The sequence below is a fragment of the Streptomyces sp. GC420 genome (assembly GCF_009916105.1).
In the GTDB taxonomy this organism is placed as follows: domain Bacteria; phylum Actinomycetota; class Actinomycetes; order Streptomycetales; family Streptomycetaceae; genus Streptomyces.
In genome coordinates, this window is the sequence record NZ_JAAAXQ010000089.1 from 1 (window position 1) to 22,984 (window position 22,984).

Annotated in this window: 16 protein-coding genes; all 16 read left to right on the forward strand. The window is 72.3% G+C overall.

Features of this window, described 5'->3' with window-relative positions; translation table 11 throughout:
• Positions 1 to 820: 820 nt before the first annotated feature.
• The 16 genes from GUY61_RS13855 (at position 821) to obgE (ending at position 22,918) form a co-directional block, all read left to right on the forward strand.
• A complete protein-coding gene (locus GUY61_RS13855) occupies positions 821 to 2,341 on the forward strand; it encodes a folylpolyglutamate synthase/dihydrofolate synthase family protein (RefSeq protein WP_166630437.1) in 1,521 nt (506 codons plus the stop codon).
• Positions 2,342 to 2,347: 6 nt separating this feature from the next.
• A complete protein-coding gene (locus GUY61_RS13860; protein WP_166630438.1) occupies positions 2,348 to 2,689 on the forward strand; it encodes a DUF4233 domain-containing protein in 342 nt (113 codons plus the stop codon).
• Positions 2,690 to 2,780: 91 nt separating this feature from the next.
• Complete coding sequence (ndk, locus tag GUY61_RS13865; protein WP_166630439.1) at positions 2,781 to 3,194, forward strand: nucleoside-diphosphate kinase; 414 nt, start codon at positions 2,781 to 2,783, stop codon at positions 3,192 to 3,194.
• Between the two features lie 315 nt (positions 3,195 to 3,509).
• A complete protein-coding gene (locus GUY61_RS13870) occupies positions 3,510 to 4,529 on the forward strand; it encodes a rod shape-determining protein (protein WP_166630450.1) in 1,020 nt (339 codons plus the stop codon).
• 111 nt (positions 4,530 to 4,640) lie between these two features.
• Positions 4,641 to 5,585, forward strand: a complete 945-nt coding sequence (gene mreC, locus GUY61_RS13875; RefSeq protein WP_166630440.1) for a rod shape-determining protein MreC — start codon at positions 4,641 to 4,643, stop codon at positions 5,583 to 5,585.
• 12 nt (positions 5,586 to 5,597) lie between these two features.
• Positions 5,598 to 6,326, forward strand: coding sequence for a rod shape-determining protein MreD (gene mreD / locus GUY61_RS13880; RefSeq protein WP_166630441.1), 729 nt, complete (start codon positions 5,598 to 5,600; stop codon positions 6,324 to 6,326).
• 109 nt (positions 6,327 to 6,435) lie between these two features.
• On the forward strand, positions 6,436 to 8,604 hold the full coding sequence (mrdA, locus tag GUY61_RS13885; RefSeq protein WP_166630442.1) for a penicillin-binding protein 2: 2,169 nt from the start codon (positions 6,436 to 6,438) through the stop codon (positions 8,602 to 8,604).
• 6 nt (positions 8,605 to 8,610) lie between these two features.
• On the forward strand, positions 8,611 to 9,810 hold the full coding sequence (gene rodA, locus GUY61_RS13890; protein ID WP_166630443.1) for a rod shape-determining protein RodA: 1,200 nt from the start codon (positions 8,611 to 8,613) through the stop codon (positions 9,808 to 9,810).
• Between the two features lie 78 nt (positions 9,811 to 9,888).
• Positions 9,889 to 11,481 carry a CYTH and CHAD domain-containing protein gene (locus GUY61_RS13895; protein WP_166630444.1) on the forward strand — a complete coding sequence of 531 codons (1,593 nt, stop codon included), beginning with the start codon at positions 9,889 to 9,891 and terminating at the stop codon, positions 11,479 to 11,481.
• Positions 11,482 to 11,563: 82 nt separating this feature from the next.
• On the forward strand, positions 11,564 to 13,492 hold the full coding sequence (locus GUY61_RS13900; RefSeq protein WP_166630445.1) for a TIGR03960 family B12-binding radical SAM protein: 1,929 nt from the start codon (positions 11,564 to 11,566) through the stop codon (positions 13,490 to 13,492).
• A gap of 191 nt (positions 13,493 to 13,683) precedes the next feature.
• On the forward strand, positions 13,684 to 14,706 hold the full coding sequence (locus GUY61_RS13905) for a hypothetical protein (protein WP_243766440.1): 1,023 nt from the start codon (positions 13,684 to 13,686) through the stop codon (positions 14,704 to 14,706).
• Between the two features lie 118 nt (positions 14,707 to 14,824).
• Positions 14,825 to 15,610 (forward strand): TIGR03936 family radical SAM-associated protein, encoded by a 786-nt coding sequence (locus GUY61_RS13910; RefSeq protein WP_166630446.1) that lies wholly within the window; start codon positions 14,825 to 14,827, stop codon positions 15,608 to 15,610.
• Between the two features lie 243 nt (positions 15,611 to 15,853).
• Entirely contained in the window at positions 15,854 to 20,560 is a 4,707-nt protein-coding gene (locus GUY61_RS13915; RefSeq protein WP_243766441.1) for an Rne/Rng family ribonuclease, read from the forward strand.
• A 188-nt stretch (positions 20,561 to 20,748) separates the two neighbouring features.
• Complete coding sequence (rplU, locus tag GUY61_RS13920; RefSeq protein ID WP_166630448.1) at positions 20,749 to 21,069, forward strand: 50S ribosomal protein L21; 321 nt, start codon at positions 20,749 to 20,751, stop codon at positions 21,067 to 21,069.
• 14 nt (positions 21,070 to 21,083) lie between these two features.
• The gene (rpmA, locus tag GUY61_RS13925; RefSeq protein WP_023550764.1) at positions 21,084 to 21,338 is read left to right on the forward strand and encodes a 50S ribosomal protein L27; all 255 of its coding nucleotides are present in this window, start codon (positions 21,084 to 21,086) and stop codon (positions 21,336 to 21,338) included.
• Positions 21,339 to 21,478: 140 nt separating this feature from the next.
• Entirely contained in the window at positions 21,479 to 22,918 is a 1,440-nt protein-coding gene (gene obgE, locus GUY61_RS13930) for a GTPase ObgE (protein ID WP_166630449.1), read from the forward strand.
• The last annotated feature ends 66 nt before the right edge of the window (positions 22,919 to 22,984 follow it).

A 22,984-nucleotide genomic window follows, 5' to 3' on the forward strand; every position in this document is an offset into this window, starting at 1 on the left:
CTCCGGGGTGCTGAAGCCTGTGCCGACGGTCGATCGTGCTCGGCCACTCGGTCCCTCTTTTTGAGGGCTCGCTTCGCCTCCGGGGTGCTGAAGCCTGTGCCGACGGTCGATCGTGCTCGGCCACTCGTCCCTCGCGGCCTGTGCGCGTTCTCCCTTTCGGCACAGGCGCGCCCCTTCGGCTCACTCGCCGACATCGGTGGCCCGCCCCGCGCACGCCGCGGGGCGGGCCACCGGCGTGTGGCCGTGCGCCGCGCTCTCCTCACCCGGGACCGCCCGCACCGCGGGCGCGCGTGCACCGCGAGCACGCGGGGACCGGGGGACTGTCTGGGACCGCCGGGGCCGCGGGCGCGCGTGCACCGCGGCACGGCCCGCACCACCCGCTGTCGCCGACGGCTCAACGCCCTCGGCACCGCCGGGGGCCGCGGGCGCGCTTGACCCGCGGGCACGCGGGGACTGGGGGACTGTCCGGGACCGCCGGGGCCGCGGGCACCGCCCGCTCCCGCCGGCGCTCGGAGCCACCGGGACCGCTGAAGGCCGCCGGAACCGCCCGCTGCCGCCCGGCCCGTCCACGGGCCCGGCCGCGCCCCGCCCTCCGGCGGGCGACCGGCGGGGAGGCTCGGCCGCCCGGTTCGAAGAAGCACCGGCCGGGGGTGAACAGCCTCACCCGCACCGGTGGTGTGTGCCACCACGCGGGTGGTGCGCCGCCGCGGGAGACGGCTCGGCACCCGACGGGCGGCGCCACCGGGGCTCTGCCGGGGCTCCACCGCACCGGGGGTGCTCGTGCTCACCGACGCCGCGGGCGCTCCGTAGACTGGGCGGCGTGAGTGAGCTCCCCCCCCACGACAGCGACCCGCACCGCGACGGCGGCCACGACGACGCCTTCGAGGAGATCGTCCAGACCGCGACCGGCCGCGACCCCGATCTCGCCGTGATCGAGGCAGGCAGCCGCACCCTGCGGGCCCAGGCCGGGCCGCCCGAGCCGGAGGTGCCCTCCCGGCCCGCCGACCCGGAGGTGGACAAGGCGCTGCGCGAGGTGGAGGCGGAACTCGCGACCCGCTGGGGCGAGACCAAGCTGGAGCCGTCCGTCTCGCGGATCGCCGCCCTGATGGACGTGCTGGGCGAGCCGCAGCGCTCGTACCCGTCCATCCACATCACCGGCACCAACGGCAAGACCAGCACGGCCCGCATGATCGAGTCGCTGCTCGGCGCCTTCGAACTGCGCACCGGGCGGTACACCAGCCCGCACGTCCAGTCGGTGACCGAGCGGATCAGCCTGGACGGCGCGCCGGTCTCCGCCGAGCGGTTCATCGAGACGTACAACGACATCAGGCCGTACGTCGAGATGGTCGACGCCTCGCAGGAGTACCGCCTGTCGTTCTTCGAGGTGCTCACCGGCATGGCGTACGCCGCCTTCGCGGACGCGCCCGTGGACGTGGCCGTCGTCGAGGTCGGCATGGGCGGCACCTGGGACGCCACCAACGTGATCGACGGATCGGTCGCCGTGGTGACGCCGATCGACCTCGACCACACGGACCGGCTCGGCGGCTCGCCCGGCGAGATCGCCGCCGAGAAGGCGGGGATCATCAAGGAGGGGGCCACGGTGATCCTGGCCCAGCAGCCCGTCGAGGCGGCCCAGGTGATGCTGAAGAAGGCCGTGGAGGTCGACGCCACGGTCGCCCGCGAGGGCATGGAGTTCGGCGTCGTCTCCCGCGACGTGGCGGTCGGCGGGCAGCTGCTGACACTGCGCGGCCTCGGCGGTGAGTACGAGGAGATCTTCCTTCCCCTGCACGGTGCCCACATGGCGCACAACGCCGCCGTGGCGCTGGCGGCGGTCGAGGCGTTCTTCGGCGCGGGCCCGCACCGCGGGCTGGACGTCGACACGATCCGCAAGGCGTTCGCGGCGGTGTCCTCGCCGGGCCGCCTGGAGGTCGTGCGCCGCTCGCCGACCGTCGTGCTGGACGCCGCGCACAACCCGGCGGGCGCGCGGGCCACGGCGGAGGCCGTCACCGAGTCCTTCGGTTTCAGCCGGCTGATCGGTGTGGTCGCCACCAGCGGCGACAAGGACACCAGGGGACTGCTGGAGGCCTTCGAGCCGATCATGGCCGAGGTCGTGGTGACCCGGAACTCGACGCCCCGCGCGATGGACGTGGACGAGCTGGCGGCACTGGCCGTGGAGGTGTTCGGCGAGGACCGGGTCCAGGTGGAGCCGCGGCTCGACGACGCGCTGGAGGCGGCGATCACGCTGGCCGAGGAAGAGGACGAGTACGCGGGCGCCGGTGTGCTGGTGACCGGCTCGGTGATCACGGTCGGCGAGGCCCGGCTGCTGCTGGGAAGGGGTTGAGCCGTCGTGCGTACGCTCTGCGCGTCCACTCTCATCGGTGAGGTCTTCGTGATCGGGTTCGCCGGGCTGGTGGCGATGAAGGACCCCGGTCTGTCCATGGGCACGGTCTGGACGGTGTGCGGGATCGCGATGGCCCTGTGCGTCCTGCTGTGCGGGGCGATCACCCGCCCGGGCGGTGTCCAGCTGGGCTGGGCCCTCCAGGCCGCGCTGATCGTCAGTGGCTTCTGGGTGCCGATGATGTTCATCCTGGGCGTCTGCTTCGCGGCCCTGTGGTGGGCCGCGGTGCACTTCGGCCGGGAGATCGACGCCGTCAAGGCCCGGCGTGCGGCGGCCGAACAGGCCGGGTAGCACCGCCACCGCCCGGCCGGGTGCGGTTCCCCCCGGGGCCCCCTGTAGCCTCGGCTCACCGCACTTGCATGTCTTCAAGGAGAAGCCGCACATGACTCAGCGCACCCTCGTCCTCCTCAAGCCCGACGCCGTCCGTCGCGGCCTGGTCGGCGAGATCATCGGCCGGATCGAGCGCAAGGCCGGCTGGCAGATCACCGCGCTGGAGCTGCGTACGCTCGATCGGGCCACGCTGGAGACGCACTACGGCGAGCACGTCGGCAAGCCCTTCTACGAGCCGCTGATCGAGTTCATGTCGTCCGGTCCGGTCGTCGCGCTCGTCGTCGAGGGCGAACGGGTCGTCGAGGGACTGCGCACGCTGGCGGGCCCCACCGACCCGATCGCCGCCGCCCCCGGTTCGATCCGCGGAGACTATGGGACGATCGTGCGCGAGAACCTGATCCACGCCTCGGACTCGGAAGGCTCGGCCGAGCGGGAGCTGAAGATCTTCTTCCCCGGTCTGGTCTGACGGCGGAACCTGCCCGAAGACGCATCCGCGACCTGACGAAACGTCAGTCCGTGGCCGCTCGCGAGCAGGGCGGCCGGCATTTCGGCCGCCCATCCGCATATGCGGCCCCGATCGGGGGAACCCTCGCCTCCGACACGACGTCACCATTGGTGGGGCGGGTACGTGTTCCCCCGACAATGGCGGGGACCGACGCGCCGTGTCGTGCAGGCGAGACTACGATGGAAGCCTCCACGCCCAGCAGCACCCACCTCGCCTACCTGCAAAAGCCGTCAAGCTCCAGTTGGGAAGGCCAGACGCATCCTCATGGGGAACAACATGTCGTTCATCGGCCGTGACATGGCTGTCGACCTCGGGACCGCCAACACGCTGGTGTACGTCAGGGGCCGGGGGATCGTTCTCAACGAGCCGTCCGTCGTCGCCATCAACACCAACACCGGCGGAATCCTCGCGGTCGGTTCCGAGGCGAAGAAGATGATCGGCCGGACGCCCGGCAACATCGTCGCGGTCCGGCCCCTGAAGGACGGCGTGATCGCCGACTTCGAGATCACCGAGCGGATGCTCCGCTACTTCATCCTGAAGATCCACAAGCGGCGGTACCTCGCCCGTCCGCGTGTCGTCGTGTGCGTTCCCTCCGGAATCACCGGCGTCGAGCGCCGCGCGGTCATCGAGGCCTCCACGCAGGCGGGCGCCCGGCAGGTGCACATCATCGAGGAGCCCATGGCCGCGGCCATCGGCTCGGGACTGCCGGTCCACGAGGCCACCGGCAACATGGTGGTGGACATCGGCGGCGGCACCACCGAGGTCGCCGTCATCTCTCTCGGCGGAATCGTCACGGCACAGTCCATCCGGGTGGCGGGCGACGAACTGGACAACGCGATCATCCAGCACGTCAAGAAGGAGTACAGCCTCCTTCTGGGGGAGCGCACCGCCGAGCAGATCAAGATCACCATCGGTTCGGCGTACGACCTCGACAAGGACGAGCACACCGAGATCCGCGGCCGCGACCTGGTCTCCGGGCTCCCCAAGACCGTCGTCATCTCGGCCGCCGAGGTTCGCAAGGCGATCGAGGAGCCCGTCAACGCCATTGTCGACGCAGTGAAGACGACGCTCGACAAGTGCCCGCCCGAGCTGTCCGGCGACATCATGGACCGCGGCATCGTCCTCACCGGCGGCGGCGCCCTGCTGCGCGGCCTCGACGAGCGGCTGCGCCGCGAGACCGGCATGCCCATCCACATCGCCGAGGATCCGCTGGATTCCGTGGCGCTCGGCTCCGGCAAGTGCGTCGAGGAGTTCGAGGCACTGCAGCAGGTGCTGGACGCCCAGCCCCGCAGATGACGACCGGGTGAATCGGCCGCACGGGTCTCACCGCACCGTGCGGCCTCGCGTTCACACTCTGAGCACCACCGCCCCCGCACACACGTTTTGAGGAAGGCACGGCCGCCGCACGTGAGGGACACGAAAGAGAGCCGGCTGCTCCTGGTACTGCTGATCGCCATCGCGTTCGCACTGATCACGGTGGACATCCGCGGCGGTGAGGAGTCGCCCCTCGACGGCGCCCGGTCGGCCGCGGCCACGGCCTTCGGCCCCGTCGAGAACGGGGTGGCCGCGGCCGTCGACCCGGTCGGCGACGCCATAGCTGCGGTACGCGAGTCCGGCGAACGGCACGACAGGATCTCCGAACTGGAGCGGGAGAACACCGAGCTGAAGCAGCGGCTCGGCAGCGACGACCGTACCGCCAGCCGGGTGAAGCAGCTCGACAGGATCCTGAAGACGGCGGCGGCGGGCCAGTACGGCATCAAGGGCGCCGAGGTCATCGCCATAGGAGCGGCCCAGGGCTTCTCCTGGACCGTCACCATCGACGCCGGCAGCGACGACGGCATCCGCCGCGACATGACCGTGCTCAACGGCGACGGACTCGTCGGCCGCGTCACCACCGTCGGGCCCGGCACCGCGACCGTGCTCCTCGCCAACGACCCGGACTTCACCGTCGGCACCCGGATGGAGAAGACCGACGAGCTCGGCTTCGCCACCGGCCAGGGCGACCGCCCGCTCGCCGTCCAACTGCTCAACGGCAAGGCGAAGGTGAAGAAGGGCGACCGGCTGGTCACCTTCGGCTCCAGCGGCGACAAGCCGTTCGTTCCGGGCGTGCCGGTCGGCGAGGTCGTCCGCGTCGACCCGTCGGGCGGCGACCTCACCCGTACCGTCTACGTGCGCCCGTACGTCGGGTTCACCAAGCTGGACATCGTCGGAGTGGTCGTCGAGGCGCCCCGCAAGGACCCGCGGGACACCGTCCTGCCGGCCAAGCCGAAGCAACCAAGGCCCACGCCGACGGTGACCGTGACGGTCACCCCTTCGGGGGACACACCCGTCGACGGCACCGAGCAGCAGTAGGAGTCAGACGACATGCGCCTCAACCGGATGCTGCTTTCCGTCACCCTCGTCGTCGTCGCCCTGGTCGTCCAGGTCAGCGTGCTCGCCCGGCTCCAGCTGCCCGGCGCCGTGCCCGACCTTGTGCTCCTCACCGTGCTGGGCCTGGCCCTGGTGTACGGCCATGTGGGCGGCGCCCTGGTCGGGTTCGGTGCCGGACTGCTCGCGGACCTCGCCCCGCCCGCCGACCACGCGGCCGGGCGCTACGCGCTGGTGCTGTGCGTCGTCGGCTATCTCGCCGGGCTCGCCAAGCCGGAGACCGGCCAGGTGCGCTCGGCCACCGTCCCGATGCTGGTCGTCGTGGGCGGCGCCCTCGGCTCAACGCTGCTGTACGCGGGCGTGGGTGCTCTCGTCGGAGACACCGCCGCACGCCATGTCGGCCTGAGCGGGCTGCTGTTCACCGCGGTCCTGTACGACCTGCTGCTGGCTCCGTTCACGGTGCCGCTGATCATGTTCCTCGCCAGACGCGCGGAGAACGATCCGTTCGCCGACGCGGCCACCGGCGGCACCGCGGCCCAGGCGGGCCCCCAGAACCGCTGGCTGAGCCCGGTCTCCGGCGGCCGGTCCCGGTTCGGCTCGCGCATGGGCGGCCGGATGAGGGGGATCCCGGGCCGCGGCCCCCGCATCGGCGGTGGGCGGGGCGGCCTGCTCGGCCGCACGGCGCGGGCCAGGGCGGGCCGCATAAAGGGAGTGAAGCGGCTGTGAACCGCTTCCGCCCGTCGCCCGTCACCGCCGCCCGCGCCGAACGGACCGCGTCCATGAACGACTCCCGCACGCCGCCCGCCACCGCACTACCGGGGAAGGGACCGCGTCGATGAGCAACATTCCCGAGACGGGCCGCACACCGCGGGTCCAGATCCGGCTGGTCGGCATCCAGGTCCTCGTCTTCTCCCTGCTGCTGACCCTCGGCGGACGCCTGTGGTACCTCCAGATCCGCAACGGTGACGAGTACGCCAAGGAGGCGTCCGGCAACCACGTCCAGCAGGTCGTCCAGCCCGCGGTGCGCGGATCCATACTGGACGCCAGAGGCGTGCCGCTCGCCGACAACGAGACACGGCTCGTCGTCTCCGCGTCGCGCACCGACCTGATGAAGATGAAGGACGACGGCAAGGCCGTCCTCGCCCGTCTGGCCGACGTCCTCGGAATGAAGGTGAAGGACGTCACGGACAAGGTCCGGCTCTGCGACTCCAAGACGCCGCAGCCCTGCTGGAACGGCTCGCCGTACCAGCCCATCCCCATCACCGACGAGGCGACCACCCAGCAGGCCCTCCAGATCCGCGAGCGCGCCGAGGACTTCCCCGGCATCACCGCGGAGCCCACTGCCGTCCGCCGCTACACCGCGCCCGGCGAGGCCGACACCGCGCAGGTGCTCGGTTACCTCTCGCCCGTCACCGACGAGGAGATCAAGGCCGCGGAGGACACCGACTCGCCGTTCCTGCGCTCCGACCAGGTGGGCCGCAGCGGCCTCGAGCGTACGTACGACAGGGAACTGCGCGGCAAGGCCGGCGTCACCCGCTACGAGGTCGACAACCTCGGCCGGGTCATCGGACAGGCGGAGGCCGACCCGGCCCAGGCCGGCTCGCACGTCGTCACCAGCATCGACGCACGGGTGCAGCGCGTCGCCGAGTACGAGCTGAACGAGGCGATGAAGGAGGCCCGCAGGCAGTTCGACGACAACACCGGCGAGAACTACAAGGCGGACGCGGGCGCCGTCGTCGTCCTGGAGTCCAGGACCGGCCGGGTCGTCGCCATGGCCTCCAACCCGGACTACGACCCCAACGCCTGGGTCGGCGGCATCTCCGGCAAGGACTACACGAAGCTCACCAGCAAGAAGTCCAACTACCCGCTGCTGAACCGGGCGATCCAGGGCCAGGCGGCCCCCGGCTCGATCTTCAAGGTCGTCCCGACCACCGCCGCCGTCAACGCCGGCTACCCCTTCGACGGCCGCTACCCGTGCCCCAGCTCGTACTCCATCGGCGGCCAGACCTTCAAGAACTTCGAGTCCCAGGGCCATGGCTCGATCACCCTCGGCCAGGCGCTCGAGGTCTCCTGCGACACCGTCTACTACGCGCTCGCCCACGAGCAGTGGCAGAAGGACGGCGGGCTGAAGCCCAAGAAGAACGCGAAGAACATCTTCTACACCACGGCCAGGCAGTTCGGCCTCGGCAAGGAGACCGGCATCGACCTCCCCAACGAGGTCACCGGCCGCGTCCCCGACCGCGAGTGGAAGCAGAACTTCTGGGAGGCCAACAAGAACGCCTGGTGCAAGCAGGGCAAGAAGGACGGCTCGTACGTCGAGCGGATCGCGTACGAGAACTGCCTCGAAGGCAATCTGATGCGCGCCGGTGACTCCGTCAACTACTCCATCGGCCAGGGCGACACGCTCGTCACCCCGATCCAGATGGCCACCATCTACGCGGCCATCGCCAACGGCGGGACCGTGCACCGGCCGACCGTCGGCAAGGCCGTCGTCAGCGCCGACGGCAAGCGGGTCAAGGAGATCGAGCCGAAGACCACCGGCAAGCTGCCCATGAGCAAGTCGCTGCTGGCCGACATAGACGGTGCTCTCGAGGACGTCGCCACCCGCGGTACCGCCGCCTGGCGGTTCCAGGGCTGGCCGCAGGACAAGATCCCGATGCACGCCAAGACCGGTACCGCCGAGGTCTACGGCAAGCAGACCACCTCGTGGTTCGCCACGTACACCGAGGACTACACGATCGTGATGACGATCTCCCAGGGTGGTACCGGTTCCGGTGCCTCCGGTCCCTTCGTGCGCAAGATCTACGAGGCCATGTACGGCATCGGCGAGGACGGCGAGCAGGACCTGAAGAAGGCACTGCTGCCCAAGCCGCAGAAGTCCCTGCCGAAGATCGGGGCGGACGGCTCCATCGACGCGCCGAAGGTCGGGGAGTACCCGGCCGAGGAGCAGGAGACCGAGGACGACCAGCAGCAGCTCGCGGCCGCGACCGGCAGGAGGGACTGACCCACCATGGCCGGCACCAAGGCCTTCTCCGTCTCCGGATACGGACCCGAGCGCGGCGGAATCGCCAGGCTCCTCGCGCGCGACTCGACGGTGCGCCGACTCGACTGGCCGCTGCTGTTCTCGGCGATCGCGCTGTCGCTCATCGGCTCCGTCCTGGTCTACTCCGCGACCCGCAACCGCACCGAGCTCAACCAGGGCGACCCGTACTACTTCTTCTTCCGGCACATCCTCAACACCGGCATCGGCTTCGCGCTGATGGTCGGCACCGTCTGGCTCGGCCACCGCACCCTGCGCGGTGCCGTGCCCGCCCTCTACGGGCTGTCGCTGGTGCTGGTCCTGCTGGTGCTGACCCCGCTCGGCGCCACGATCAACGGCGCCCACGCCTGGATCGTGATCGGGGGCGGGTTCTCCCTCCAGCCCTCCGAGTTCACCAAGATCACCATCATCCTCGGCATGGCCATGATGCTGGCGGCGAGGGTCGACGCCGGGGACATCGTCCATCCCGACCACCGGACCGTCGTCAAGGCGCTGGGACTCGTCGTCCCGCCGGTCGCCGTCATCATGCTGATGCCGGACCTCGGCTCCGTGATGGTCATCGTGGTGATCGTGCTCGGCGTGCTCCTCGCCTCCGGAGCCTCCAACCGCTGGATCGTCGGACTGATCGGCGCCGGTGCGACGGGCGCGGTGCTGGTCGCGGTGCTCGGCCTGCTCGACGAGTACCAGATCAACCGGTTCGCCGCCTTCGCCAACCCCGAACTCGACCCGGCGGGCGTCGGCTACAACACCAACCAGGCGCGGATCGCCATCGGTTCCGGCGGACTCGCCGGCACCGGACTGTTCAAGGGCTCCCAGACCACCGGACAGTTCGTGCCCGAGCAGCAGACCGACTTCGTCTTCACCGTGGCGGGCGAGGAACTGGGCTTCCTCGGCGCCGGGCTGATCATCGTGCTGCTCGGCGTGGTGCTGTGGCGTGCCTGCCGTATCGCGCGGGAGACGACCGAGCTGTACGGCACGATCGTCGCCGCCGGGATCATCGCCTGGTTCGCCTTCCAGTCCTTCGAGAACATCGGCATGACACTGGGCATCATGCCGGTCGCGGGACTGCCGCTGCCGTTCGTGTCGTACGGCGGCTCCTCCATGTTCGCCGTGTGGGTCGCCATCGGTCTGCTCCAGTCGATCCGGGTGCAGCGGCCGCTCGCCGCGTAGCCGTCGAGCGGGCATCCCACCCCCGGTCGTGACCGCCCGGGTCTGCCGCAACGGATGAAGAACAACTAGATTCGGTGCATGGCGGACACAAAGCGGGAGATCGAGCGCAAGTACGAGGCCGCACCCGGCGAGGAAGTGCGGCTGCCCCGGCTCACGGGCGTCGCGGGAGTCGAGACCGTCACCGACGAGGGCGTGGCGGAACTCGACGCCACCTACTACGACACGCCGGGCCTGCGCCTCGCCGCCGCCCGGATCACGCTGCGCCGCAGAACCGGCGGCTCCGACGCCGGCTGGCACCTCAAACTGCCCGTCTCCACCGGGGTGCGCGACGAGGTGCGGGCGCCCCTCGCCGACACCGTGCCCCCGGAACTGGCCGAGCTGGTCCGGGCCCGCACCCGCGGCGAACAGCTCCTGCCGCTGCTGCGGATCAGGTCCGCCCGCGACGTACGGCACCTGCTCGACAAGAAGGGCCGGCTGCTGGCCGAACTCAGCGTGGACGGGGTCACCGCCGAGCGCCTGGGCGGGGACGAGAGGGCCGGGGCGGGCCGGGCCCGCACGGCGCGCTGGACCGAGGTCGAGGTGGAGCTGGCGGAGGGGACGACCGACGTCGCACTGCTGGACGCCGTCGGGAAGCGGCTGCGCAAGGCGGGCCTGCGCCCGTCCAAGGCCCCCTCCAAACTGGCCAGGGCACTGCAGGAGACCGGAACCGTGACCGGATCCGAGACCGGAGCGGGCACGGGAACCGGGAGCGCGGCTCCCCGCGCGGCGGCCGCGAAGGCCGGCCCGGACACCGCGGGCGGGCGGGTCCTGGCCTTCGTGCGCGAGCAGTTCGACGCGCTCCTCGCCCAAGACCCGGCCGTACGCCGGGACCTCCCCGACTCCGTGCACCAGATGCGGGTCGCGAGCCGCAGGCTCCGCAGCGCCTTCAAGAGCTTCGGCAAGGTGCTCGACCGGTCCGTCACCGACGCCGTCGGCGAGGAACTCAAGTGGCTCGCCGGTGAACTCGGCGTCGACCGCGACCAGGAGGTGCTGGCCGAGCGGCTCGACGCCATGGTCGCCGAGGTGCCCGACACCCTGCTGCTCGGCCCCGTCGAGGCCCGGCTGCGCATCTGGCGCACCTCCCGGGGCTCCGGCGCGCGGCAGCGGACCCTCGCCGCACTCGACAGCGACCGGTACACGGCCCTGCTCGACTCGCTCGAAGCCCTCCTCGCCGACCCGCCGCTGCGCGCGCCCGCCACCGAGCCCGCCCGCACCGTGCTCCCCAAGGCCCTGCTGAAGGACTACGACCGGCTCGCCGGGCGCGTCGCCCGCGCCCTGGCGCTCGGACCGGGCAAGGAGCGCGACCTGGCGATGCACGAGGCGCGCAAGGCCGCCAAACGCGCCCGCTACGCCGGAGAGCTGGCCGTGCCCGCCCTCGGCAGGCCCGCGAAGCGCTTCGCCAAGCGGATGAAGGCCGTACAGACCCTGCTCGGGGAGCACCAGGACAGCGTGGTGGCGCGGGAGGCGCTGCGCGGCCTCGCGATCGACGCGCACGCGGCCGGGGAGAGCGCCTTCGTCTGGGGCCTGCTCCACGGGCGCGAGGAGGCACGGGCCGCCGGGACCGAGCGCGAACTGTCCGCGGTGTGGGAGAAGGCCTCCGGACCGCGAATCCGGGCGGCACTGGGCGGCTGAACGCCAAGGTACGCTGGATGGTCACCCGTCCCCGCCCCGGGGAACGGGGATGCCCCCGGCCAGCCCACGGAAAGTGCGTGAGATGTCTGTCGAGTCGGTCTTCCCACAGCTTGAAGCCCTGCTCCCGCATGTGCAGAAGCCGATCCAGTACGTAGGCGGGGAGCTCAACTCCACCGTCAAGCCCTGGGACTCCTGTGACGTCCGGTGGGCCCTGATGTACCCCGACGCGTACGAGGTCGGGCTGCCCAACCAGGGCGTCATGATCCTCTACGAGGTACTGAACGAGCGCGAGGGCGTGCTCGCCGAGCGCACGTACAGCGTCTGGCCCGACCTGGAAGCGCTGATGCGTGAGCACGGCGTGCCGCAGTTCACGGTCGACTCGCACCGGCCGGTCAAGGCCTTCGACGTGTTCGGGCTGAGCTTCTCCACCGAGCTCGGGTACACCAACATGCTCACCGCGCTCGACCTGGCCGGCATTCCGCTGGAGGCCGCGGACCGCACGATCGACGACCCGATCGTGCTGGCGGGCGGCCACGCCGCCTTCAACCCGGAGCCGATCGCGGACTTCATCGACGCGGCGGTCATCGGCGACGGCGAGCAGGCCGTCCTGGAGATCACCGACATCGTCCGCGCGTGGAAGGCCGAGGGCAGGCCCGGCGGCCGCGAGGAGGTCCTGTTCCGGCTGGCCAGGACGGGCTCGGTGTACATCCCGCGCTTCTACGACGTCGAGTACCTGCCCGACGGCCGCATCGGGCGCGTCGTGCCGAACCGGTCCGGTGTCCCGTGGCGGGTCTCCAAGCACACCGTGATGGACCTCGACGAGTGGCCGTACCCGAAGCAGCCCCTCGTCCCGCTCGCGGAGACCGTGCACGAGCGGATGTCCGTGGAGATCTTCCGCGGCTGCACGCGCGGCTGCCGCTTCTGCCAGGCCGGCATGATCACGCGCCCGGTGCGGGAGCGCAGCATCACCGGCATCGGCGAAATGGTCGACAAGGGGCTGAAGGCGACCGGCTTCGAGGAGGTGGGCCTGCTGTCGCTGTCCTCCGCGGACCACTCCGAGATCGGTGACATCGCCAAGGGCCTCGCCGACCGGTACGCGGAGGACAAGATCGGCCTGTCGCTCCCGTCGACCCGGGTGGACGCCTTCAACGTCGATCTGGCCAACGAGCTGACCAGGAACGGCCGCCGCTCCGGACTGACCTTCGCCCCCGAGGGTGGCTCCGAGCGCATGCGCAAGGTCATCAACAAGATGGTCTCGGAGGAGGATCTGATCCGGACCGTCGCGACGGCCTACGGCAACGGCTGGCGCCAGGTGAAGCTGTACTTCATGTGCGGTCTGCCCACCGAGACCGACGAGGACGTCCTCCAGATCGCCGACATGGCGACCAAGGTCATCGCCAAGGGCCGCGAGGTGTCCGGCAAGAACGACATCCGCTGCACGGTGTCCATCGGCGGCTTCGTGCCCAAGCCGCACACCCCGTTCCAGTGGGCCCCGCAGCTCGGCGCCGAGGAGACCGACGCGCGGCTGGAGAAGCTGCGCGAGAAGATCCGCGGCGACAAGCGGTACGGCCGCTCGATCGGCTTCCGGTACCACGACGGCAAGCCGGGCATCGTCGAGGGCCTGCTCTCGCGCGGCGACCGGCGTGTCGGCGCCGTCATCCGCGCCGTCTACGAGGACGGCGGCCGCTTCGACGGCTGGCGCGAGCACTTCAGCTACGACCGCTGGATGGACTGCGCCGAGAAGACGCTGCCGCGGTTCGGTGTCGACGTCGACTGGTACACCACGCGCGAGCGCACCTATGAGGAAGTCCTGCCCTGGGACCACCTTGACTCGGGCCTGGACAAGGACTGGCTCTGGGAGGACTGGCAGGACGCCCTCGACGAGACCGAGGTCGAGGACTGCCGTTGGACGCCGTGCTTCGACTGCGGCGTCTGTCCTCAGATGGACACTTGGGTGCAAGTAGGCCCGACCGGCAAGCAGCTGCTGCCCCTGACGGTCGTCGGCCAGTAGCCGAGGCGGATCCGCAGCCGGGCCGGACGCGCGAGGAGCGCGCTCCGGCCCGGCTCTTTCGTGCCCAGGATGCCCGGCGGATCCACTCGCCTCGGCCGGCTCGGGGCAGGCGGATAACGGTTGGCCTACGAAGCGGGCGCGGGCCACCCCGGCGGCAACCCGCGGGACGGGGCCGTGCGTCGTGTCGGTACATGGGGGAGAACACGACTGCGAAGGCACGCGGGACGAATCCGGGGCGCGTTCCCGAGGGAGTTCCGGAGCGGCGGGTACCGGAGCGCTACGAGCCGGGCGAGGGCTGCCTGACGGCGGCGGTCAGGATCCCGGTGCGGATCGTGATGCTGGTGCTCGTCCTGCCCGTGCGGATGGCATGGGACGCGCTGGCCGCGGCCGGCCGCAGCCTGGACCGCGCCCTGCTCAGGCCGCTGGGGCGGGTGCTGGTGTGGCTGGGGCGGGTGCTCGTGGTCGTTCCGGCGGTGTGGCTGTACGTGCGTGTGCTGACGCCGCTCGGGCACACGCTGGTGTGGCTGGGCCGGGTGCTGGGCGTTGGGCTGGTGTGGCTGGGCCGGGCCGTTCTCGTATGGCCGTGGGCAGCGCTGTGGCGGTACGTCCTCGCACCGCTCGGCCGGTACCTGATCGTCGTGCCGGCGGTCTGGTTGTTCCGCCGGGTTCTCGTGCCGCTGGGCTCGGGCACGCTGTGGCTGCTTGCCGCCCTGGTCCGGTGGCTGCTCGTCGTACCGGCCGCCGCGCTGTGGCGCTACGTCCTCGCCCCCGCCGGCCGGGCCCTCGGCGCACTGTGCGCGGTCGTCGGCCGCGAGGTGCGGGACGCGCTCGGTGTGGTCTGGCGGATCGCCGGGTACATCAGCGCGGCCGTGGGACGAGCACTGGCATGGCTCGGCAGGAAGCTGCTCGTGGAACCGGCGCGCCGGCTGTACGCGACGGTCCTCACCCCCGCCGGGCACTGGGTGCGCGACGCCGTGTGGGGCCGCATGAGGCAGGCTGCCGCCGAGACCGCGCGCTCCGCGCGGGCGGCACTGAGCTCGGCCCGTGAGACGGTGCGCCGGGCCCGCGCCGACGCCTGGAACGCCCTCCTCGGCGGCCGTCGAGCGCCCCGGCAGACTCTGCCGGGCGGGAACGCGGGGAACCCCGGAGGCCGTCGTGCGCGTACTCTGGGTAGTACAACGACCGCCCCCAGCGCGGCGCCCGAGAAGGGCTGAGCCGCCGGGGTCGCCGCACAGCAGTACGTCAGAGGGCTGCGCACACCGCGCCACCCCGCAGCGAGGAGAAGAACCACTGGGCAAGCGACAGCCCGAAGGCCCGCCGCCCGCACCGGCGGTGCAGCGCATCCGACTGCGCTACACCAAGCGCGGCCGCCTCCGGTTCACCAGTCACCGCGACTTCCAGCGTGCGTTCGAGCGCGCGCTGCGCCGCGCCGAAGTACCCATGGCGTACTCGGCGGGCTTCACGCCCCACCCCAAGGTCTCGTACGCCAATGCCGCACCCACCGGCACCGGCAGCGAGGCCGAGTTCCTGGAGATCGCCCTCACCGAGCGGCGGGACCCCGAAAAGCTGCGGCTGCTGCTCGACGAGTCGCTTCCGAACGGCCTCGACATCATCGACGCCGTCGAGGCCCGCACCTCGGGTCTCGCCGACCGGCTCACCGCCTCCGTGTGGGAGCTGCGGCTCGACGGGGTCGAGTCGGCCGAGGCCGGGCGTGCCGTCGCGGCCTTCCTCGCCGCCGAGCGCGTCGAGGTGGAACGGCTCACGAAGAACGGCGTCCGCACCTTCGACGCGCGTGCGGCGGTAGCCGGCCTCGAAGCGGGGTATGCACAGGCCGATGGGCCCGGCGAGGGACCCTGTGCGATACTGCGCCTGGTGGTTCGGCACGTGACACCTGCCGTACGACCCGACGACGTCCTGTCCGGTCTCCGAGCTGTGGCCGACCTGGCGCCGCCGGTCCCCGCAGCGGTGACCAGGCTGGCGCAGGGGCTCTTCGACGAGGAGACCGGCACGGTGACCGACCCGCTCGCGCCCGACCGCGCGGCAGCGCAGCCCGCCCCACCCACGGCCGCCGCGCTCGCCACCGCGACGGGTCCGGAGGGTACGGAAGGCACCGCGTAGGAGTGGTCGTCGACGCGCCGCCCTGGCACTCGGGAGCCACCTGGGTCCGGCTGGCGCACTGACCAGAAGACTTTCGCCCGTGTCGTACGGAGGACGTACGGAACGGCGAGTGAGACAACAGCTCCCGTGCGGCGCCCGCGCCCCGGACGCCGGACTCGCGCTCATCACGCGGGCCACGGCCGGACCGGAAACAGACGCGGCGCCCGGGAGCGTGACGGGAGAAACGCCCGCATGCCCGAACCGATGGATTCGATCGAACCTTCCGCGCAGGGCCGGCGCCCCGCGTCCCAGGACGTGGAGAGCAGCCCCAGTGACACCCTGCCGCCCCGGCGTCGCCGCGCGGCATCGCGGCCGGCGGGCCCGCCGGCCATACCGGCCGCAGGTGATTCCACCGCCCCGGCCGACGTGACCGCATCCGCACCCGCGGCCGCCGAAGTGACCGCCACCGTCGGCGTGGCCGATGTCTTCGCTCTGGCCGATGCCGATACCGATGCCGACGCCGGTGCCGTGGGCTCCGGCCCGGCCGCCGCGGCGGAGCAGCCCGCTGCCGCGCCGCGTCGCCGCGCGACTCGGCGGGCCACCGCGCCCGCCGGCGCTCCGGCAGCCGTGGAGCCGGTGGTCGTCCCCGCCACCGTGCCGGGCGCGGCCGGCGAGGAGCCGTTCGCCGCCGATGACGTGACCGAGGAGGCCGGGCAGCCCGTGGAGGAGACCTTCGCGGGGCTGACGGCCACCGAGGAGACCGCCGCCGAGGACGGTGCCGAGGAGGAGGGCACCGGGGGTGACGAGGCCGCGGACACCGCGGTGGCCGCCGCCTCCGCCGAGGAGCCCGCGGCCAGGCCGCGCCGCCGTGCCACGCGGAGTGCCGCGGCCCCCGCAGGCCCGCCTGCCGCACCGACCGAGCCGGCCGGCGCAGCAGCCGCCGAAGCCGCCACGGACACCGAGACCACCGCTGTGGCCGGAGCCGGCGAGGAGTCCGCGCCCAGGCCGCGCCGCCGCGCGACCCGGCGGGCGACCGCCCCCGCGGGCGCCCCGGCGCCGGAGGCCGTGGAAGCGGCCGCCGCCGAGGAGGAGCCGCCGGCCCGCACCCGGCGCCGTGCCACCCGGCGTGCTGCCGCGCCCGAAGCCGCGCCGGTCGCGGACGAGGCGGCCGTGACCGCCGCAGAACCTGTTGCGGAGCAGCCCGCCGAGGCGCCCGCCGCCGAGGAGGCGCCGCGCACCCGCGGCCGCCGCCGCGCGGTCGCGCCCGCGGGTGCTCCCGCCGAGACCGAGGGCGAGGCCGCCACGACCGGCCGGACGCCCGTGAGTGAGGGTGCAGTGACGGAATCCGCCGCCGGCGAGGGTGCCGAGGAGGCACCGGCCCGCAGGACGCGCCGTCGCAGCACTCGCCGGGTGTCCGCGTCGGCCGAGGCTCCCGCGGAGGCGGCCGAGACCATGGCTGAGGCCGTGGGCGCTGCCGACGAGACCGCCCCCGAGCCTGTCGCCGCGGAGCCCGCAAAGCCCGCCGGGGAGACCGGGGAAGAGGCCGGGGAGGCCGTCGAGGAGGCGCCGCGCGGACGGCGCCGCCGGCGGGCCGGTGCCGCCGCCGGATTCGTGTCGGCCGCCGAGGGTGGCGCGCCGTCCGCCGGGGCCGAGACCGGGGCCGAGACCGGTGTGGAGAGCGGGACCGCGGCTCCGCGCCGGGCGCTGAGGCCCGTGGTGCCCGTCTTCCAGGCGCCCGTGTTCACCGAGCCGACGTTCCAGACGCCGGAGACCGCCGCGGCGGCCGCCGCGCGGGCCGGCGAGGTGCACGACGACCAGGGGGCCGAGGAGGCCGAGGAGGACGAGTTCGCCGCGTCCGCACCGGTCCAGGCCGGGGCTGCCGAGGAGACCGAGATCGCGCCGCGCGCACGTCGCCGCCGCCGTCGTGGCGCCGAGACCCCCGAACCCGCAGCGGCCGTCGAGGCCGCCGGGGAGCCGGAGGCCGTGGCGCCCGGCGAGGAGGGCACGGAGGAGCCCGAGGCGGAGTACGGCGAGGAGACCGAGGACACCGAGGAGACCGAGGAGACGGGCGAGCGTCCCTCGCGCCGTCGCCGCCGGGGCGGCCGTCGCCGCCGCCGCGGTGAGGCCCTCGACAGCGAGGCGGACGAGACCGAGACGGACGAGACCGAGGAGTCCGCCGAAGAGGCGGAGGACACCGAGGCAGCCGAGGACGAGGAGCAGGAAGCCCTGGGCGAGGCCCCGGGCGCGGGCTCCAGCAGCAGCCGCCGTCGCCGTCGCCGTCGCCGCAGGACCGGCGACACGTCGGCGGAGGCCGAGCCGGGCACCGACGACCCGGAGCGCACGGTCGTCAAGGTCCGTGAGCCCCGGCCGAAGGCGGAGCCGTCCGACGAGGTGCAGTCCATCAAGGGATCGACCCGTCTCGAGGCCAAGAAGCAGCGTCGCCGCGAGGGCCGCGAGCAGGGCCGCCGCCGGGTGCCGATCATCACCGAGGCCGAGTTCCTGGCCCGCCGTGAGGCCGTCGAGCGCGTGATGGTCGTCCGCCAGAGCGGCGAGCGCACCCAGATCGGCGTCCTCGAGGACAACGTGCTCGTCGAGCACTACGTCAACAAGGAGCAGTCGACCTCGTACGTCGGCAACGTCTACCTCGGCAAGGTGCAGAACGTACTGCCGTCGATGGAGGCGGCGTTCGTCGACATCGGCAAGGGCCGCAACGCCGTCCTGTACGCCGGTGAGGTCAACTTCGAGGCGCTGGGCATGGCCAACGGGCCGCGCCGCATCGAGACCGCGCTGAAGTCCGGGCAGTCGGTCCTCGTCCAGGTGACGAAGGACCCGATCGGGCACAAGGGCGCGCGTCTGACCAGCCAGGTATCCCTGCCGGGCCGTTACCTCGTGTACGTCCCCGAGGGCTCGATGACGGGCATCAGCCGGAAGCTGCCCGACACCGAGCGGGCCCGGCTGAAGACCATCCTCAAGAAGATCGTCCCCGAGGACGCGGGCGTCATCGTCCGTACCGCCGCGGAGGGCGCCAGCGAGGACGAGCTGCGGCGCGACGTCGAGCGGCTCCAGGCGCAGTGGGAGGACATCCAGAAGAAGGCGAAGAGCGGCAACGCCCCGACCCTTCTCTACGGCGAGCCGGACATGACCGTCCGCGTCGTCCGCGACATCTTCAACGAGGACTTCTCGAAGGTGATCGTCAGCGGTGACGAGGCGTGGGAGACCATCCACGGCTATGTCGCGCACGTCGCCCCCGACCTGGCGGGCCGCCTGTCCAGGTGGACGAGCGAGGTCGACGTCTTCGCGACGTACCGCATCGACGAGCAGCTGATGAAGGCGCTGGACCGCAAGGTCTGGCTGCCCAGCGGCGGTTCGCTGGTGATCGACCGGACCGAGGCGATGGTCGTCATCGACGTCAACACCGGCAAGTTCACCGGTCAGGGCGGCAACCTCGAGGAGACCGTCACCAGGAACAACCTGGAGGCGGCCGAGGAGATCGTCCGGCAGCTCAGGCTGCGGGACCTCGGCGGCATCATCGTCATCGACTTCATCGACATGGTGCTGGAGTCCAACCGGGACCTGGTGCTGCGGCGTCTGCTGGAGTGCCTGGGCCGTGACCGTACGAAGCACCAGGTGGCCGAGGTCACCTCGCTCGGCCTGGTCCAGATGACCCGCAAGCGGGTCGGTCAGGGCCTGCTGGAGTCGTTCTCCGAGAGCTGCGTCCACTGCAACGGACGCGGTGTGATCGTGCACATGGAGCAGCCGGCCGCCGTCGGCGGCAAGCGCGGCCGCAAGCGCGGACGCGGCGCGGCCGCCGAACCCGAACCCGAGCACGAGTACGAGGTGGCGGAGACCGCTGAGGCGGCACCGGCCGAGGCCGAGCCTGCCGCCGCGGAGGCCGGCGAGCCGGTGGCCGTGCCGGTTCCGGAGTTCGTGCCGGACGAGGAGTTGTACAGCAGTGCGGCCGAGGCGGAGGCCGCGGCCACCCGTGGCCGTACGCGGCGCCGCGCCGGCCGCAAGGCGACGGCCCCCGCCGGTGCGCCGAGGCGCGCCGAGCGGGTCGCGGAGCCCGAGCCGGTGACCGCGGAGGCCCCCGCGGCGGAGGCCCCGGCCGCAGGGGTTCCTGCCGCCGAAGCTCCGGTCACCGAGGCGCCCGCCGCCGAGGTACCCGCCGCGCCGGTGGAGGAGGCTCCCAGGGGCCGTACGCGCCGCCGGGCGACCCGCAGGGTGACCGCTCCCGCCGGGGCGCCGGGCCCCGAGGCGGAGGCGGCCGCCGAGATCGTGGTTCCCGAGCCGCCGGCGGAGGCCGCTCCCGTTTCCGCTCCGGCCGAGGCGACCGCGGTCGCCGCCGAAGCCGAAGCCGAAGCCCAGGCGGAGGCCCGGGCAGAGGCGGAGGAGCCCGCGGTGAGCGCGGCCCCGCGCCGTGGCCGCCGGGTGGCCCGGAGGGCGTCCGCGCCCGCCGGTTCGCCGTCCGCGGCGGTCGAGGCCGAGGTCGTGGTCCCCGCCGCTCCCGCGGAGACGGCCGAGGTGCCGGCGGAGGCTCCTGCGGCCGAAGCGCCCGCGGAGGCGGAGCCCGAGGCCGCCGCCCCGCCGCGTGGGCGGCGCCGGGTGACGCGCAAGGTCTCCGCTCCTGCCGGTCCCCCGGCGGGAGTCGAGGAGGCCGCGGTGGTCGTCGTACCGGCGACCGGTGCGGCCCCGGCCGGCGAGGAGCCGGCGGAGGCCGGGGCAGTCACCGAGGCGGCCGGAGAGGCAGGTGCCGAGGCAGCCGCCGAGGAGGCTCCCGCCAGGAAGACGGCGCGCAAGACGGCCAAGAAGGCCGCCGCCAAGAAGACGGCCACGAAGAAGACCGCCGCGAAGAAGACGGCGGCCAAGAAGACGGCCGCCAAGAAGACGACGGCCAAGAAGGCCGCCGCGAAGAAGACGGCCGCGGCCGAGCAGCAGGGCCAGCCCACCGTCTCGGTGCCTACGGACGACTGAGCGCGTCACGGGGCCCGGTTTGACCCCTCAAGCCGGGCCCCGTAACCTTGACCGTCGGCGTGTTCCCATACCCGCCGCACCCCTGAGCACCTCACCTCCCGGCCGGTTTCTCACGGCCGGGGGAGGCCGCATGCACGTCGGCGGCTGGCATCAGGGGTTCCACCACGAGCCATGAGAGTGAGATCCGCGTGTACGCCATCGTGCGCAGCGGTGGCCGCCAGCACAAGGTTGCTGTCGGTGACATCGTTGAGGTTGACAAGATTTCCACTGCCAAGGTTGGCGACACGGTCGAGCTCTCGACCCTGCTCGTTGTCGACGGCGAGTCCGTGACCAGCGACCCGTGGGTGCTGGCCGGCATCAAGGTCCAGGCCGAGGTCGTGGACCACCACAAGGGCGCGAAGATCGACATCCTTCGCTACAAGAACAAGACCGGCTACCGCCGTCGTCAGGGCCACCGCCAGCAGTACACGGCGATCAAGGTCACTGAGATCCCCGCGGCTGCGAAGTAAGGGACTGAGGAGAGATGGCACACAAGAAGGGCGCATCGTCCACCCGGAACGGTCGCGACTCCAACGCTCAGCGGCTCGGCGTGAAGCGCTTCGGCGGTCAGGTCGTGAACGCCGGTGAGATCCTGGTCCGCCAGCGCGGCACCCACTTCCACCCGGGCGCGGGCGTCGGCCGCGGCGGCGACGACACGCTGTTCGCGCTGCAGGCCGGTGCGGTGGAGTTCGGTACCCACCGTGGCCGCAAGGTCGTGAACATCGTTCCGGTCGCCTGACCGGTTCCTCTCGCGAGGCGGACCTCACTTCCCGTACGCACGCCGTACGGGAAGCGGGTCCGCCTTTCGCGTGTTGCACAAGAGTCGATTCCCGTCAGTTGCGTACGCAGTAGAAGTCCCAAGTGCTGGAGGCACCCCCCATGACCACCTTCGTGGACCGCGTCGAACTGCATGTCGCCGCGGGTAACGGAGGCCACGGCTGCGCCTCCGTACACCGGGAGAAGTTCAAGCCGCTCGGCGGCCCCGACGGGGGCAACGGCGGACGGGGCGGCGACGTCGTCCTGACCGTCGAGCAGTCCGTGACCACCCTGCTCGAGTACCACCACAGCCCGCACCGCAAGGCCACCAACGGCAAGCCGGGCGAGGGCGGCAACCGTTCGGGCAAGGACGGCCAGGATCTCGTCCTGCCCGTCCCCGACGGCACGGTCGTCCTCGACAAGCAGGGCAATGTCCTCGCCGACCTGGTCGGCCAGGGCACGACGTTCGTCGCCGCGCAGGGCGGCCGCGGCGGGCTCGGCAACGCGGCGCTGGCCTCGGCCCGCCGCAAGGCGCCCGGCTTCGCGCTGCTCGGCGAGCCGGGGCAGACCGGCGACATCGTCCTTGAACTGAAGACCGTCGCGGACGTCGCGCTCGTCGGCTACCCGAGCGCGGGCAAGTCCTCGCTGATCTCGGTGCTCTCGGCCGCGAAGCCGAAGATCGCCGATTACCCGTTCACCACGCTGGTGCCCAACCTGGGTGTGGTGACGGCCGGTTCGACCGTCTACACCGTCGCCGACGTCCCGGGCCTCATCCCGGGCGCCAGCCAGGGCAGGGGCCTGGGCCTGGAGTTCCTGCGGCACGTCGAGCGGTGCAGCGTGCTGGTGCACGTGCTGGACACGGCGACGCTGGAGTCCGAGCGCGACCCGGTCTCCGACCTCGACATCATCGAGGAGGAGCTGAAGATCTACGGCGGTCTCGGCGACCGGCCCAGGATCGTCGTCCTGAACAAGATCGACGTGCCGGACGGCAAGGAACTCGCCGAGATGGTGCGCCCGGATCTCGAGGCGCGCGGCTACCAGGTCTTCGAGGTCTCGGCAGTCGCCCACACCGGGCTGAGGGAACTGTCCTACGCGCTGGCCGACGTCGTCGCCAAGGCACGCGCAGCCAGGCCGAAGGAGGAGGCGACCCGGATCGTCATCCGCCCGAAGGCCGTCGACGACGCGGGCTTCACCGTCACCCTGGAGGAGGACGGTCTCTTCCGGGTCCGCGGTGAGAAGCCGGAGCGCTGGGTGCGCCAGACCGACTTCAACAACGACGAGGCCGTGGGGTACCTCGCCGACCGTCTCAACCGCCTCGGTGTCGAGGAGGAGCTGATGAAGGCGGGGGCCCGCGCCGGGGACGGTGTCGCCATCGGCTCCGAGGACGACGCGGTCGTCTTCGACTGGGAGCCGACCATGATGGCCGGCGCCGAGATGCTGGGCCGCCGGGGCGAGGACCACCGTATGGAGGCGCCGCGTCCTGCCGCGCAGCGGCGCAAGGACCGGCAGGCGGAGCGGGACGAGGCGGACCAGGAGTTCCGCGAGTTCGGGCCGTTCCAGTAGGACGGCGTGGCCCGGCCCGCCGTAGGGACCGTCCCGGTCCGGCGGCCCGGGGCCACAGCGAAGGGG